Annotated in this window: 9 protein-coding genes; 4 read left to right on the top strand and 5 right to left on the bottom strand. The window is 67.8% G+C overall.

Annotation, left to right across the window (positions count from 1 at the left end; all coding sequences use genetic code 11):
- Positions 1 to 21 precede the first annotated feature (21 nt).
- Positions 22 to 1,740 (top strand): potassium/proton antiporter, encoded by a 1,719-nt coding sequence (locus tag HTY53_RS19600; protein WP_174108169.1) that lies wholly within the window; start codon positions 22 to 24, stop codon positions 1,738 to 1,740.
- Here the strand turns inward: HTY53_RS19600 and HTY53_RS19605 are convergent.
- The 4 genes from HTY53_RS19605 to HTY53_RS19620 form a co-directional block, all read right to left on the bottom strand.
- Positions 1,737 to 4,676, bottom strand: coding sequence for a hypothetical protein (locus HTY53_RS19605; protein ID WP_174108170.1), 2,940 nt, complete (start codon positions 4,674 to 4,676; stop codon positions 1,737 to 1,739). The genes HTY53_RS19600 and HTY53_RS19605 overlap by 4 nt on opposite strands.
- A gap of 200 nt (positions 4,677 to 4,876) precedes the next feature.
- Positions 4,877 to 5,905, bottom strand: a complete 1,029-nt coding sequence (locus HTY53_RS19610) for a Bug family tripartite tricarboxylate transporter substrate binding protein (RefSeq protein WP_174108171.1) — start codon at positions 5,903 to 5,905, stop codon at positions 4,877 to 4,879.
- A 131-nt stretch (positions 5,906 to 6,036) separates the two neighbouring features.
- A complete protein-coding gene (locus tag HTY53_RS19615; protein ID WP_174108172.1) occupies positions 6,037 to 6,495 on the bottom strand; it encodes a DUF2214 family protein in 459 nt (152 codons plus the stop codon).
- Between the two features lie 159 nt (positions 6,496 to 6,654).
- Positions 6,655 to 7,875 carry a CaiB/BaiF CoA transferase family protein gene (locus tag HTY53_RS19620; RefSeq protein WP_149317839.1) on the bottom strand — a complete coding sequence of 407 codons (1,221 nt, stop codon included), beginning with the start codon at positions 7,873 to 7,875 and terminating at the stop codon, positions 6,655 to 6,657.
- Between the two features lie 375 nt (positions 7,876 to 8,250).
- Here HTY53_RS19620 and alaS point away from each other — a divergent pair, with 375 nt between their 5' ends.
- Complete coding sequence (gene alaS, locus HTY53_RS19625; RefSeq protein WP_174108173.1) at positions 8,251 to 10,875, top strand: alanine--tRNA ligase; 2,625 nt, start codon at positions 8,251 to 8,253, stop codon at positions 10,873 to 10,875.
- A 168-nt stretch (positions 10,876 to 11,043) separates the two neighbouring features.
- Here alaS and HTY53_RS19630 read toward each other — a convergent pair whose 3' ends face one another.
- A complete protein-coding gene (locus HTY53_RS19630; RefSeq protein WP_254600030.1) occupies positions 11,044 to 12,282 on the bottom strand; it encodes a GNAT family N-acetyltransferase in 1,239 nt (412 codons plus the stop codon).
- Positions 12,283 to 12,460: 178 nt separating this feature from the next.
- Between HTY53_RS19630 and HTY53_RS19635 the strand changes: the two genes are divergently transcribed.
- Together HTY53_RS19635 and glnK are read left to right on the top strand one after the other, a co-directional pair.
- Complete coding sequence (locus tag HTY53_RS19635) at positions 12,461 to 14,596, top strand: NAD(+) synthase (RefSeq protein ID WP_174108174.1); 2,136 nt, start codon at positions 12,461 to 12,463, stop codon at positions 14,594 to 14,596.
- 81 nt (positions 14,597 to 14,677) lie between these two features.
- On the top strand, positions 14,678 to 15,016 hold the full coding sequence (gene glnK, locus HTY53_RS19640; RefSeq protein ID WP_006578394.1) for a P-II family nitrogen regulator: 339 nt from the start codon (positions 14,678 to 14,680) through the stop codon (positions 15,014 to 15,016).
- The last annotated feature ends 3 nt before the right edge of the window (positions 15,017 to 15,019 follow it).

Genomic DNA, 15,019 nt, shown 5'->3' on the forward strand with positions numbered 1-15,019 from the left:
GTTACTGTTGCAAGGACCAGTTTGGAAAGCATTGAACATGTCATCCTGATCGGCGCCGTGGTGATGTCCCTCGGCATCGTCGTCGGTGCGTTCTCGTCGCGAATCGGCGTCCCCTTTCTGCTGGTATTCCTGCTGGTCGGCATGCTGGCCGGTGTCGACGGCCCGGGCGGCATCCGCTTCGCCAATACCTGGCTCAGTTTTCTGGTCGGCAATCTGGCGCTCGCGGTGATCCTGCTCGATGGCGGGCTGCGCACGCAGTTCACGACTTTCCGCGTCGCGTTGCGGCCATCGCTGGCGTTGGCCACGGTCGGCGTGCTGCTGACCACCGGCCTGGTCGGGCTGTTTGCCGCCTGGGTGCTGGAGATCGACTGGAAGCTCGGCCTGCTGCTGGGCGCCATCGTCGGATCGACCGACGCGGCCGCGGTCTTCTCGCTGCTTAACAGCAGCGGGGTGCGGCTCAAGGAGCGGGTCGCCAGCGTGCTCGAGATCGAATCCGGCATCAACGACCCGATGGCGATCTTCCTGACGCTGACGCTGATCGAGTGGATTCATGCGCCGGAGGGGCACAGCGGTGGCGCGCTGCTGTGGCGGCTGCTGGTGCAGTTCGGCGTCGGCGGCGCGATGGGTTTGGCGCTCGGCTATTGCCTGGCAAATGTGCTCGAGCGCATTCGCGTGCCCGAAGGTCTGCAGGCGATCCTGCTGTGTTCGGGCGGCGCCATGGTCTTTGCGATCGTGCAGACCGCTGGCGGCAGCGGCTTTCTGGCGGTGTATCTGACGGGCATGCTGATCGGCAACCGCGACCGCGCCGTCAGCCCGGACGCGATGCGCGCCATGGACGGCATGGCGTGGCTGGCCCAGTCGGCGATGTTTCTGCTGCTCGGTCTGCTGGTCACGCCGCACCGGATCTGGGACGTGGCGATGCCGGCGATGGCGGTGGCGCTGTTCCTGATGCTGGTGGCCCGTCCGGTGGCGGTCTGGGTCTCGTTGCTGCCGTTCCGCTTCAATGCGCGCGAGAAGGGCTTCATCGCCTGGATGGGACTGCGAGGCGCGGTGCCGATCGTGCTGGCGCTGTTTCCGCTGCTGCAGGGCATTCCCGATTCGGGCCTGTTGTTCCGCATCGCCTTTGCCGTGGTGCTGGCCAGCTTGCTGTTGCAGGGGACTACGGTACCGCTGGCCGCGCGGCTCGGCCGCGTGCTGCGGCCCGCGTACCCCGAACCGCTGGCGCGCGAACGCCTGCACGGCACGCGCGCGCCGGCGATGGACCTGATGCAGTTCGAGGTCGAGCCCGAGTCTGCCGTGACCGGCGTGCGCGCGGACCGGGTCGAATTGCCGCCGCGTTGCCGCCTGATGACGGTGGCCCGCGACGAGGCGCTGGTGCCGCTCGAGCACGCCGTTCTGCAGGACGGCGATACGGTCTCGGTGCTGGGACCGGCCAGCAGCGTGCCGACGCTCGCGCGGCTGTTCCGCACGCCGGAGCAGGCGCCGACCTGGCAGCAGGTGCCGCACGATTTCGTGCTGTCCGGCGACGCGCTGCTGCGCGACGTGGCGGGCCTGTACGGCACACGCGAACTCGCGCCGGGCGAATATCCGTCGACGCTGGGGGCCGCGATGCTGCACGCCTTTGCCACGCCGCCGGTGGAGGGCGATACGGTGGAGATCGCGGGGCTGACGTTGACGGCGGTGCGCATGGAAGATGGCCGGATCGTGCAGGTGGGGTTGCGGCTGCCGCGGCAGGCTTAGCGCAGCGCGCCTATGTTGACCAATTGCCGCATCGTCCAGCCCAGCACAGGGGGCAGCTTGGCTCGATAAAGCTCGCGCACGACGGTGTTGCCGATCGGGGCCTTGCGTTGCACTTGCAGGCGGGACACCGCGGTATCGCCTGCATTCCCGGTGTCGCCGCGCTGACCGATCGGCGCCATCCCCGCCACGCGTATCGCCGTGATGACCCATTGCAGCGAATGCGCCAGTGCGTCCAGGGCCCGGTGCACCGCTTCGATCTCCTGCCGATACGGCGCGGCGACGGCGTCCGGCAGGTCGGCCGAATAGGCGAGCGGGGCGACGAACTCCTGCCGGATCTCGTCGATCAGCGGCAGTGCGCGCAGTGCGGCCTCGCGCAAGCCGAGCGCCTGGCGGCAGGTGGCGTTGTTCGCGTCGATTTCGCCATTGCGGTTCATCGCCGCAAGCAGGCGCGGCCATAGCGTGCTGGCCTGCTCCAGCACGTCGCAGACGGCTTCGAGCTTGCCGGCCTTGGACCGGCTGCCTTCGAGCGCGTCGCGCAGATGTCGCTCGATATCGCGCTTGACATCGACCATGCGCTGCGCCGAGCGAAGGCGCACGCGTTCGACTTCCGTGTCCAGGCCGTTCTCCAGCGCATTGGCGGTGGCGCCCAGCGCCAACGAGACATGCCGGTCGGTCTGGTCCCATTGCTGCCGGAGGCTGTGCTCGATCCCGCCGGGACCCGGCGCGCCCGCGCCGGCGGCCGCGGCGTGGATGTCCCTGACCGATGTATGACCGGCATCCGGGCTGTCCCCTTCGGGATCGCCGATGCCGTGATCCGCCATCCGGGCGCGGTACTCGACGCGCATGCTGGACAACTGGTGCAGCGAGTCATGCATCTTGCGGGCGGTCTCGATTGCCAGTTGTTCTTCTTCCCGCACGGTGTCGTGCTCCCGCCTGACTTCCAGCCGCCGATTGTGGGCGTTCATCAGCCGGCCGGTGATCTGGACGCTGGCCAGGTCGAGCAGGGTGGCGGCCACCGCGCCGACGGGCACGCTGGTCGTCCAGTTCGCGAGCTCGGGATACAGCCCGCGCAATTCTTCCAGCCGGGCCTCTGCGAGCAACAGTTCGCGCCGCACATTGTCCATCACCATGTGCCGTTCGCGCAGGTACGGCTTGATCGCCGGAAAAATGACGTCGATCAGGTCGCCCGGACCAAGCTCCTCATTGCGGATCACGTCGCGAACCGCGTGCACGCCAGCCTGCCAGCGCGTCTCCAACGGGATCTCGCGATGGCCCGCGCGTTGCCGCTGCACCTGCGTGTGGTCCTCGGCGAAGTCGTCCAGCAGCGAGGCGACATTGTTGCAGATCGACTCGATCGGCCAGCGTTGGCGGTAAAAGCGGGCGAACATCTTGCGGGCGCCGGACAGCATTGGCCGGTAGTTCAGTGCCACCGCTTCGCCTTCGCCCTTTTCCAGCGCGGCGGCCAGCCATTGGAAGTCGCTGCTGTCGAGCTCGCCCCGTGCGGCTTCGTCCAGAGGATGCTGATCGCTGGCACGCACCAGGCCTGCGATGGCGGCCGCTCGATCGTGTCCGTGGCCGAGGTCGTGCAGATACTGCAGATTGCGGGCGGCGAGAAACTGGCGCAAGTAGCCCGGTTCGGACAGTCTCGCATCGACGATGCGTAGCAGTCCCGTCTCGTCCAGCCGCTCGCCACGCGCGGTATGGCGATCGACCGTGTGGCATATGGCCTGGCACAGTCCCTTGACGAGATCGGCGCGGAGCAGTTCTCGCTGTTTCTGCACCGCCAGGTCGCCGTCGAGTTGCTCGCGCGCCCGGGCGCGGCGCTGCATCAGCGTGCGCATTTGCGCCACGTCCTGGTTCAGCGGGCTCAGTGCCAGTTCACCGTCGCAGCGGCGCAGCACGTCGTACAGCTCGCGTTCCTTCAGCGCGGCCAGCAGATTGGTTCGCGAGGCAAGCAGCACGGCCAGCGTGCCATCGCCGCGAGTGCCTGCATTGCCGTCCGCGGTGCCGTCCGCGGTGCCGTCGTGCAGGCGTGCGGCGTCCGGCTCCGCCGCCTCGCGTGCCAGCCGCGACCGTTCTTCGGCGATGCCGGCTTCGTTCTGCCTGAGCGCGCGCATCAGTTCCTCGTGCCGCTGCTCGGCGAGCAGTCCGGCGACCGCGGCCTCGCGGTCGCACGCCTTGCGTTCGCTCGGGCTCATGGCGGCATGCTGGATCGGTCCGCTGCGCAGCCGGCGATCGTATTCGCGCAGCCATCGCTCGCGGCCTGCGGCGTTGTTCGGACCGGCCAGTTCGGGCGCACAGCTGGCCAGGGCGGAGCGCAGCACGGCCGGATCGCGAGGGCGCAGCCGCGCGGCTTGTGCCTGCAGACCCAGCTTCAGCTGTTCGGCGACGTAGGCCCGGGTGGCCGGCAGCGGACAAGGCGAGCCGGCGTCACCGATCTCGCTCAATCCGAAGCTGATGCCATCGAGCATGGCGTACAGCGGCGTGGCCGATGACGATGTGGACCCCGGCGACAGCAATTCGTCATACACCCGCTGATTGGCCCGCTGCACGGACACGGCGCTGTGAAACAGCGCGAACACCTGCTGCAGGGCCGCGTGCGACAGATAGGTGCCGCGCTCGATCCGGTCGGAGATGGTCAACCCTTGCAGGCGATCGCCAGGCAATGTCAGGCTGGCGCGGCAAAGGCGCTCGCGCACTGCCGCGCCGCCCCGGCTTTCGACCGCCGCGATCAATGCGCGCCAGGACGCCTGGTTGCGTGCCACGTCCGCACTGGTCTTGCCGATCCGGAAAATGCGGTGCAGACCGGCGCGCAGCGCCATGCCGAAGCTGCTGCCCATCTCCAGCGTCCCCTTGGCGTCGCACTGCACTTGATAGGCGCCGTGCCAGGCGGCAGGCGGCAATGGCATGTCGAAGTCGATGTGGCTGGCGTTCACGATGTCTCCCCTCGTAGCGTTTCGATAGAGGACCGCGTCGGCGGTCCCGTGGCATCACGATATGGGAGGTGCCGTGGTCGGGCATGCGCAAAAATCGTTAAAACGGTCCGCGCCGTCTTCCCCTTGTCAAAAAAGGAAACGGCCCGCTACCCATGAAGGCAGCGGGCCGCGATTGGCCAGCCTCGCGACGGCGTGCGGGTTCAGTCGACCTTCGCCCCCGACGCCTTGACGATCTGCGCGTACTTCTTCAGCTCGCGCTGCACCAGCGCGCCGAACTGCTCCGGCGTGGTCGGTGCCGGTTGCGCGCCGATGCGAGCCATGCGCGCCTTCATCTCGTCGGTCTTCAGGATCGCGACGATCTCGCGATTGAGCCGGTCGACAATGTCGCGCGGCACGTTGGCCGGGGCGAACACGCCGAACCAGGTCGAGATGTCGAAGCTCTCCAGGCCCAGGCCCTTGCCGGCTTCGGCGATGGTCGGCAGTTCGGGCACGGCGCTGGCGCGCGCCGGCGTGGTCACGGCAAAGGCCTTGAGCTTGCCGGCCTTGATATTGGCACTGGCCGAGGCGAGGTTGTCGAAGATCAGGTCGGTCTGGCCCGACAGCACCGACAGCTGCGCGGGAGCGGCCCCGTTGTAGGGGATATGGACCATGCTGACTTTGGCCAGGCTCTTGAACAGCTCGCCCGACAGATGGCCGGCGCTGCCGTTGCCGCCCGAGGCGTAGTCGAGCTTGCCCGGATTCTTGCGCGCATATTCGACCAGATCGCGCACCGATTCGATATGCAGCTCGGCGGCCTTGCCCGGATGCATCACCAGCACGTTCGGCACGTCGGCGACCAGCGTGATCGGCGTGAAGTCCTTGATCGGGTCATACGGCATCTTCGCGAACAACGTCGGGTTGATCGCGTGCGTCGCGACCGCGCCCATCACGATGGTGTAGCCGTCGGCGGGCTGGCGGGCGACGTAGTCCGCGCCGAGGTTGCCGCCGGCGCCCGGGCGGTTCTCGATCACGACCGGCTGGCCCAGCGAATCCTTGAGCTTGTCGCCGATCGCGCGCGCGACGGTATCGAGCGGGCCGCCGGCCGGATAGGGCACGACGAAGCGGACCGGCTTGCTCGGCCAGGCAGCGGCAGGCGGTTGGGCGGCCGCGGGGGCGGCAAACAGGGCGGCGCCGACGGACGCCACGAGGGCGGCCGCGCTCAGCGCGTTGGCGGCGAAGGTCTTGAACATGGTAGCCAGTCAGCAGGTTGGGAATCGGCGGGCGCGGCGGGTCCGCCGGCGCCTCGTATTGGAGTTTCAGTCTTTCGGTCTTTCGGTCTTTCGGTGAGCAGGGCAGCGATCGGAGGGCGGCGCGGCCCCACTCAGCCGCGGATGCCGAGCCCGCGCGCCATCATCACGGCGCACAAGGGCAGCAGGATCAGCAGATGCGCCTGGATCAGTACCCAGCGGCGGGCGCCCTTCAATTCCACGTCCGACGGCACGAAGCCGGTCTGACCCGCTGCCTGCGTGCGCCAGCGGCGGAAGCGGAAGGTCGGCGGCAGCGAGCACAGCGCGATCAGCACGAACACCGTCATCTTGGCGTGGAACCACGGATTGGGCAGGTAGAAGTCGACGCCCTTGGCGCCATAGAACAGCCGCAGCAGGCCGGTAGCCAGCGCCGCCATCGCCGAGCCGAAGTACAGCAGATCGTAGATGCCGACCCGGCGCACCGCTGCCGGCGTGATGCCCGGCCGCAGTACGACGGCCTCGGCAGCCAGGAAGGTGATCAGCGCGAAGATGGACAGGAAGTGGAGAAAAGCGAGCAAGGCATCGATCTGCATGGGTACTCCGGCTCGGTTCAGGGTGGGGAAGGGGTTGGGGAATCGGCTCGGGCGACGGCCGGCCCCTTGGCCGCCGCCTCGTCATTCATCGCAGCAAGCGTCGTTCAACTCGTCGTTCGAACCATCATTCGAACCGTCGTTCGAAGCGGCATCGGCCCGTCACAGCACGCCCTTGGCGCGCAGTTCGGCGATGCGCTCCGGCGTGTAGCCGAGCATCTCGCCCAGCACCGCGTCGGTGTGCTCGCCGAGCAGCGGCGGGTGGCGGACCGCCTGCGGCGGCGTGGCGCTCATCTTGATGGGGCTGCCGACCAGCTTGACCTCGCCCGCGCTCGGATGCGGCAGATCCACGCGCAGCCCGCGCGCCTTGACCTGGGCGTCCTCGAACACATCGTCCAGCGTATTGATCGGGCCGCACGGCACGCCGGCCGCTTCCAGATCGGCGATCCACTGCGCGCGCGTGCGCGGCTTGACCATCTCGGCCAGGATGGGCACCAGCGTGTCGCGGTTCGCCACGCGCTGCGGATTGGTGGCAAAGCGCGGATCTGCCGACAGTTCGGGCCGGCCGCCGGCCTCGACGAACTTGCGGAACTGCCCGTCGTTGCCGACCGCGACGATGATCCAGCCGTCGGCCGCCTGGAAGGTCTGATACGGGACAATGTTCGGATGGGCGTTGCCCCAGCGCTTCGGCGCGACGCCGCTGGCCAGGTAATTCGTGTTCATGTTGGCCAGCATGGCGACCTGCACGTCGAGCAGCGCCATGTCGATGTACTGGCCCTCGCCGGTGCGGTCGCGGTGCGCCAGCGCGGCCAGCACCGCGATGGTGGCGTACTGGCCGGTCATCAGGTCGGAGATCGCCACGCCGGCCTTCTGCGGCCCGCCGCCCGGCAGGTCGTCGCGCTCGCCGGTCAGGCTCATGAAGCCGCCCATGCCCTGGATGATGAAGTCATAGCCCGGGCGCGCGGCGTAGGGGCCGGTCTGGCCGAAGCCGGTCACCGAGCAGTAGATCAGGTCGGGTTTGACCGCCTTCAGCGATTCGTAGTCGAGCCCGTACTTCTTCAGCTGGCCGACCTTGTAGTTCTCCAGCACCACGTCGCTCTGCGCGGCCAGTTCGCGCACCAGCTGCTGGCCCTCGGGCGTGCTGATATCGCAGGTCACCGAGCGCTTGTTGCGGTTGGCGGCGAGGTAATAGGCCGCCTCGGCGGTGTCGCGGCCCGACTCGTCCTGCAGCCAGGGCGGGCCCCAGGTCCGGGTGTCGTCGCCCGCGCCGGGCCGTTCGATCTTGATCACGTCGGCGCCGAAGTCGGCGAGGTTCTGGGCGCACCAGGGCCCGGCGAGGACGCGGGTCAGGTCGAGAACGCGGAGGTGGCTTAAAGCTCCCATGGGAATATCAGGCGAATTGGTGAGGCGACTGCGTGGGACGACTGGACGGCCAATCGGGCAATCCGGAATCGACAATCGGGCCGGTCGGCGCGGCGGCCGGCGGAACCAGCTGGCGGACCAGCCGGCACAGGCCGTACAGGCGGGTGGGCCGGCCCGGCCAGGACAGCCAGCACTGTACCACCGGCGGGCCGCCGGGCGCACATCGGCGGGCTTCGGCAATGCTGTCGCATCGATGCCGCGCGAGCCCGCCTGCGCCCGCCCGCTACCGCCGGTCCGGCCTGCCGTTGCGGCGGCGTTCCCCGTATAATCAACGGTTTGCAAATCCAATCCGACTGCGCCCTGCGATGTCCATGCGGGGACGCCTTGCCCCCAAACATGAAAGTCTCCGACATCCGCAGCAAGTTCCTGCAGTTCTTCGAATCGAAGGGCCACACCGTGGTCCGCTCGTCGAGCCTCGTGCCGGCCAACGATCCGACGCTGTTGTTCACCAACTCCGGCATGGTGCAGTTCAAGGACGTCTTCCTCGGCACCGACAAGCGGCCCTACACGCGCGCGACCTCGTCGCAGCGTTCGGTGCGTGCCGGCGGCAAGCACAACGACCTGGAAAACGTCGGCTATACCGCGCGCCACCATACCTTCTTCGAGATGCTGGGCAACTTCTCGTTCGGCGACTACTTCAAGCGCGAGGCGATCCAGTACGCGTGGGAGCTGCTGACCAAGGTCTACAACCTGCCGGCCGAGAAGCTGTGGGTCACGGTCTATGCCGAGGACGACGAGGCCTATGACATCTGGGCCAGGGAAGTCGGCGTGCCGGTCGAGCGCATCGTGCGGATCGGCGACAACAAGGGCGCCCGCTATGCGTCCGACAACTTCTGGCAGATGGCCGACACCGGCCCCTGCGGCCCGTGCTCGGAAATCTTCTACGACCACGGCCCGGACGTCTGGGGCGGCCCGCCCGGATCGCCGGAAGAGGATGGCGATCGCTATATCGAGATCTGGAACCTGGTGTTCATGCAGTTCAACCGGGACGAGCAGGGCAACATGACGCCGCTGCCCAAGCCCTGCGTCGATACCGGCATGGGCCTGGAGCGTATCGCCGCGGTGCTGCAGCACGTGCACAGCAACTACGAGATCGACCTGTTCCAGGCGCTGATCCGCGCCGCCGCGCGCGAGACCGGCATCGACGATCTGAACAACAACTCGCTGAAGGTCATCGCCGACCATATCCGCGCCTGCTCCTTCCTGATCGTCGACGGCGTGATCCCCGGCAACGAAGGCCGCGGCTACGTGCTGCGCCGCATCGTGCGCCGGGCGATCCGCCACGGCTACAAGCTGGGCCGCAAGACGCCGTTCTTCCACAAGCTGGTGGGCGACCTGGTCGCGCAGATGGGCGAGGCCTATCCGGAACTGGCCGAGGCCGAGCCGCGCGTGGTCGAGGTGCTAAAAGCCGAGGAGGAGCGCTTCTTCGAGACCATCGAGAACGGCATGAGCATTCTCGATGCGGCGCTGGCCGACCTGAAGGCCAAGGGCGGCAAGACGCTGGACGGCGAGCTCGCGTTCAAGCTGCACGACACCTATGGCTTCCCGCTGGACCTGACGCAGGACGTCTGCCGCGAGCAGGAAGTCTCGGTCGACGAGGCCGCGTTCGATGCCGCGATGACCCGCCAGCGCGAGCAGGCCCGTGCCGCCGGCAAGTTCAAGATGGCCGCCGGCCTTGAGTACAGCGGCGCCAAGACGACCTTCCACGGCTACGAGAAGCTGCTGCTGGATGACGCCAGGGTGGTCGCGCTGTATGTCGACGGCGCCTCGGTCGATGTGATGCAGCCCGGCCAGACCGGCGTGGTGGTGCTCGACCATACGCCGTTCTACGCCGAGTCGGGCGGCCAGGCCGGCGACCAGGGCCAACTGAAGGCGGGCGCGGCCGTGTTCGCGGTGGCCGATACCACCAAGGTCCAGGCCGATGTGTTCGGCCATCAGGGCACGCTCGGCGGCGCCGCGCTGAAGGTCGGCGATACCGTGACCGCCGAGGTCGACGCCGTGCGCCGCGCGCGCACGATGCGCAACCACTCGGCCACCCACCTGATGCACAAGGCGCTGCGCGAAGTGCTGGGCAGCCACGTGCAGCAGAAGGGCTCGCTGGTCGATGCCGACAAGACCCGCTTCGACTTCTCGCACAATGCGCCGCTGACCGCGGCGCAGATCCGCGAGGTCGAGGAGATCGTCAACGCCGAAATCCTGCGCAACGAGGCCACCGGCGCCGAGCTGATGCCGTTCGACGATGCCGTCAAGAGCGGCGCGATGGCGCTGTTCGGCGAGAAATACGCCGACGAGGTGCGCGTGCTGTCGATCGGCAGCTCGAAGGAACTGTGCGGCGGCACCCACGTGACCCGCACCGGCGATATCGGGCTGTTCAAGATCGTGATGGAAGGCGGCGTCGCGGCCGGCATCCGCCGCGTCGAGGCGATCACCGGCGACAACGCGCTGCACTATCTGCAGTCGCTCGATGCGCGTCTGAACGAGGCCGCGTCCGCGTTGAAGGCGCAGCCGGGCGAACTGGTGCCGCGCATCGGCCAGATGCAGGACCAGGTCCGCGCGCTGGAGAAGGAGCTCGAGCGCCTGAAGAGCAAGCTCGCCGCCTCGCAGGGCGACGAGCTGGCGAGCCAGGCGATCGAGATCAAGGGCCTGAAGGTGCTGGCGGCCCAGCTCGAAGGCGCCGACGTCAAGACGCTGCGCGAAACGATGGACAAGCTCAAGGACAAGCTCAAGAGCGCCGCCATCGTGCTGGGCGCGGTGCAGGACGGCAAGGTCAGCCTGATCGCCGGCGTCACCGCCGATGCAACCGGCAAGGTCAAGGCGGGCGAGCTGGTCAACTTCGTCGCCCAGCAGGTCGGCGGCAAGGGCGGCGGCCGTCCCGACATGGCCCAGGCCGGCGGTACCGAACCGGCGAAGCTGCCGGCGGCGCTGGCGGGCGTGGGCGACTGGGTGGCGGCGAAGGTTTGAGGTAGCGCGATCCTTCGGGTACCTCAGGCTTGCCCCCCTCTCCCACGCGTGGGAGAGGGGCTGGGGGAGAGGGCAAAGGGCGTATGTAGGCGCTGACAGCGTTGGCATAACCACCGTCGTTTCCCTCTCCCCCGACCCCTCTCCCGCAAGCGGGAGAGGGGAGTACATCTACCCCGTACCGTCCCCCGCCGTCCTCGCATACGGCGTCCTGTCGTTCAATTCATCCAGGTACGCATCGATCCCCGCGCGCTCGCGCGCCAGGAAGCGCTCGACCGCATCGGCGAAGGCCGGGTGCGCGAGCCAGTGGGCGGAGCGGGTAGCCACCGGCAGGAAGCCGCGCGCCATCTTGTGTTCGCCCTGCGCGCCGCCCTCGAACGTGCGGATGCCGTGCTCGATGCAGAAGGCCAGCGGCTGGTAGTAGGCGGTCTCGAAATGCAGGCAGGGATGGTGTTCGAGCGCGCCCCAATAGCGGCCGTACAGCGTGCTGACGTCGGCATCGTCGTCGAAGACCAGCAGCGATGCGGCGATATCGCGTCCCTCGCGCTGCGCGATCACCAGCAGCAGATGCTCCGGCATCGCCGCGCCGATGCGCTCGAAGAAGTCCAGGTTCAGATAGGGCGTCGAACGGTGTTCGCGATACGTCTGCCGATAGCAGCGATGGAACAGCCGCCAGTCGTCGGGGCCGATCTGCATGCCGCGCAGATGGCGGAACGTGATGCCGGCCTCGGCGACGCGGCGGCGCTCGGCGCGGATGTTCTTGCGCTTTTTCTGCGACAGCGTGGCGAGAAACGCCTCGAAGTCCGGATAGCCGGGATTGGTCCAGTGGAACTGCACGCCATGGCGCATCAACATGCCGGCCTGCTCCATCAGCGCGGCCTCGGCGTCGTCGGGGAACAGCACATGCAATGAGGACAGCTGGCTCTGCTCGGCCAGCGTCAGCGCGACCTGCAGCAACAGCTCGCGCGCCAGCGCGTTCTCGGCCAGCAGGCGCGTGCCCTGCACCGGCGTGAACGGAATCGCCGCCAGCCACTTCGGGTAGTACTCCAGGCCGTTCTGCGCATAGGCGTCGGCCCAGGCCCAGTCGAACACGTACTCGCCGTAGGAGTGCGCCTTCGCATAGAGCGGCATCGCCGCGGCCAGGCGCTCGCCGTCGGCGGCGTCCTTCCACAAGGTCAGATAGCGCGGACTCCAGCCGGTGTCGTCGCTGGCGCTGCCGCTGGCATGCAGCGCATGCAGGAAGGCATGGCGCAGAAACGGCGTGCGGCCGGGCTGCTGCGCCAGCAGGCCATCCCATTCGGCCGGCGCGATGTCGGCCAGGTTCTCGACAATACGCGTGCGATAATTCTCCGGTCGCTCCGTCTGGATGGCGGCGCTGCCGGAGTCGGATGGCACTGAGCGGGTTGGCATTGGCTTGAGTGCTTTCACGGTGTGCCTTGCCGAGGGATGGAGCCCGCGGCGAAATGCGGTGAAATTCGGTGGAGAAATTCGGTGGATTCAGCGGACAACGACGCCGCATTATCGCCTGCCGCCGCGCATCGCACAGGCCGGGCCCGAACCGGCCCTGCGCACAACAAGGGTGTTCGAGATGAGCCGATTCTTCAATCTGTATTCCCATGGCTTCGTGCGCGTGGCGGTCGGCGTGCCGCGCTGCAAGGTCGCCGATCCTGTCTTCAACGCGCAGCAGACCATCGCGCTGGCCCGCGAGGCCGCCGAGGGCGGCGCCGCGCTGGTGGCCTTCCCCGAGCTGGGTTTGTCGGCCTACAGCTGCGACGACCTGTTCCATCAGAAGACGCTGCTCGATGCCTGCGAGCGCGCGCTGGGCGAGATCGTCGAGGCTTCGCGGACGCTGCCCTGTGCGCTGGTGGTCGGCATGCCGCTGCGGGTCCAGCATCTGCTGTTCAACTGCGCGGTGGTCGTCGCCGGCGGCCAGCTGCGCGGCGTGGTGCCCAAGAGCTTTCTGCCGAATTACTGGGAGTTCTACGAGGCCCGCCAGTTCAGCGCCGCGGATTGCGCCACGGTCGAGCAGATCGACCTGCTGGGGCAGAGCGTGCCGTTCGGCGCCGGGCTGCTGTTCGAGATCGAGAACATCCCGCTTTTCCGTTTCCATGTCGAGATCTGCGAGGACGTCTGGGTGCCGATCCCGCCGTCGTCGTTCGCCGCGCTGGCGGGGGCCACGGTGCTGGTCAATCTGTCGGCGTCCAATATCGTGGTGGGCAAGTCCGGTTATCGGCATCAGCTGGTGTCGCAGCAATCGGCGCGCTGCCTGGCCGCCTATCTGTACAGCTCGGCGGGCAAGGGCGAATCGACCACCGACCTGGCGTGGGACGGACAGGCGCTGGTCTACGAGAACGGCGAGCTGCTGGCCGAATCCGAGCGCTTTGCCGACGATTCGCACATGATCTTCGCCGACGTCGACCTGGAGCGGCTGTCGCGCGAGCGGATGCACATGACCACGTTCAGCGACTCGGTGCGCCGCCATGCCGGCGAGGTGGCGAAATTCCGCACCGTCGGCTTTGTGCTGGGCGTCGACGAGGACCGCGATCTGCCGCTGCGCCGCCGCGTCGAGCGCTTCCCCTATGTGCCGGCCGATCGCCGTCGGCGCGACGAGCGCTGCAACGAGGTCTACCAGATCCAGGTGCAGGCGTTGGTGCAGCGGCTGTCGGCGACCGGCATTTCAAAGGTGGTGATCGGCGTGTCGGGCGGGCTGGACTCGACCCATGCGCTGCTGGTCTGCGCCAAGGCGATGGACCGGTTGGGGCTGCCGCGCGCCAATATCCTCGGCTTCACGATGCCCGGTTTTGCGACCAGCGACCGCACGCTGCAGCAGGCCCGGCGGCTGATGGAAGTGGTCGGCTGCACCGCGCGGGAAATCGACATCCGGCCAAGCTGCCTGGCGATGCTGAAGGACCTCGGCCACCCGTTCGCCGACGGCAAGCCGGTCTATGACGTGACCTTCGAGAACGTGCAGGCCGGCGAGCGCACCAACCATCTGTTCCGGCTGGCGAACCACCACAACGGGATCGTGATCGGCACCGGCGACCTCAGCGAGCTCGCACTGGGCTGGTGCACCTATGGCGTCGGCGACCACATGTCGCACTACAACGTCAATGCCAGCGTGCCCAAGACGCTGATCTCGCATCTGGTGCGCTGGGTCGCCGAAACGGGCCAGATCGGTGCGGGCGGCAGCGCGGTGCTGCTCGACGTGCTGGGCACCGATATCAGCCCCGAACTGGTGCCGGGCGATTCGAACGACAAGCCGGGCCAGAAGACCGAAAGCGTGATCGGGCCCTACGAGCTGCAGGATTTCAATCTGTACTACACGCTGCGCTTCGGCTTCACGCCGTCGAAGGTGGCCTATCTGGCGCTGCATGCCTGGGGCGATCGTGAGGCGGGGCAGTGGCCCGAGGAGGCCCATGTCCCGCGCAACCAGTACGATCTGGCCGACATCAAGCGCAACCTGCGTATCTTTCTGGACCGCTTCTTCCGCACCAGCCAGTTCAAGCGCTCGTGCGTTCCGAATGCACCGAAGGTGGGCTCGGGCGGCTCGCTGTCGCCGCGCGGCGACTGGCGCGCGCCCAGCGACAGCGAGTCGACCGCGTGGCTGGCGGAGCTGGACCGCATTCCGGACGACGCTACCGCACGCAAGACCAACGGCAGCAGCAGCGGCAACGGCAACGGCAAGGCGGCCGCGAAGGCCGGCAATCGACACGACAAGGGGTGATCCCCGGCCCGCTTTGGCGCGCCATCGCGCCGCGCGGGCTAGAATCTTGCATCAACCAATCACGACAGAAAGGGGGCCGACATGAAACAAATTACCGCCATCATCAAACCGTTCAAGCTGGACGAAGTGCGTGAGGCGCTGGCCGACGTGGGCGTGACCGGCCTGACGGTCACCGAGGTCAAGGGGTTCGGCCGGCAGAAGGGCCACACGGAGCTGTATCGCGGCGCGGAGTACGTGGTCGACTTCCTGCCGAAGATCAAGATCGAGGTGGTCGTGGCGGAAAGCCAGCTCGATACCGTGCTGGACGCGATCGTCAAGGCGGCCCATACCGGCAAGATCGGCGACGGCAAGATCTTCGTCACCGAGATCGAACGCGTGATCCGGATCCGCACCGGCGAGCAGGACGAAGCGGCGGTCTGAGGC

The sequence above is a fragment of the Cupriavidus gilardii genome (assembly GCF_013314895.1).
Classification (GTDB): Bacteria; Pseudomonadota; Gammaproteobacteria; order Burkholderiales; family Burkholderiaceae; genus Cupriavidus; species Cupriavidus gilardii_C.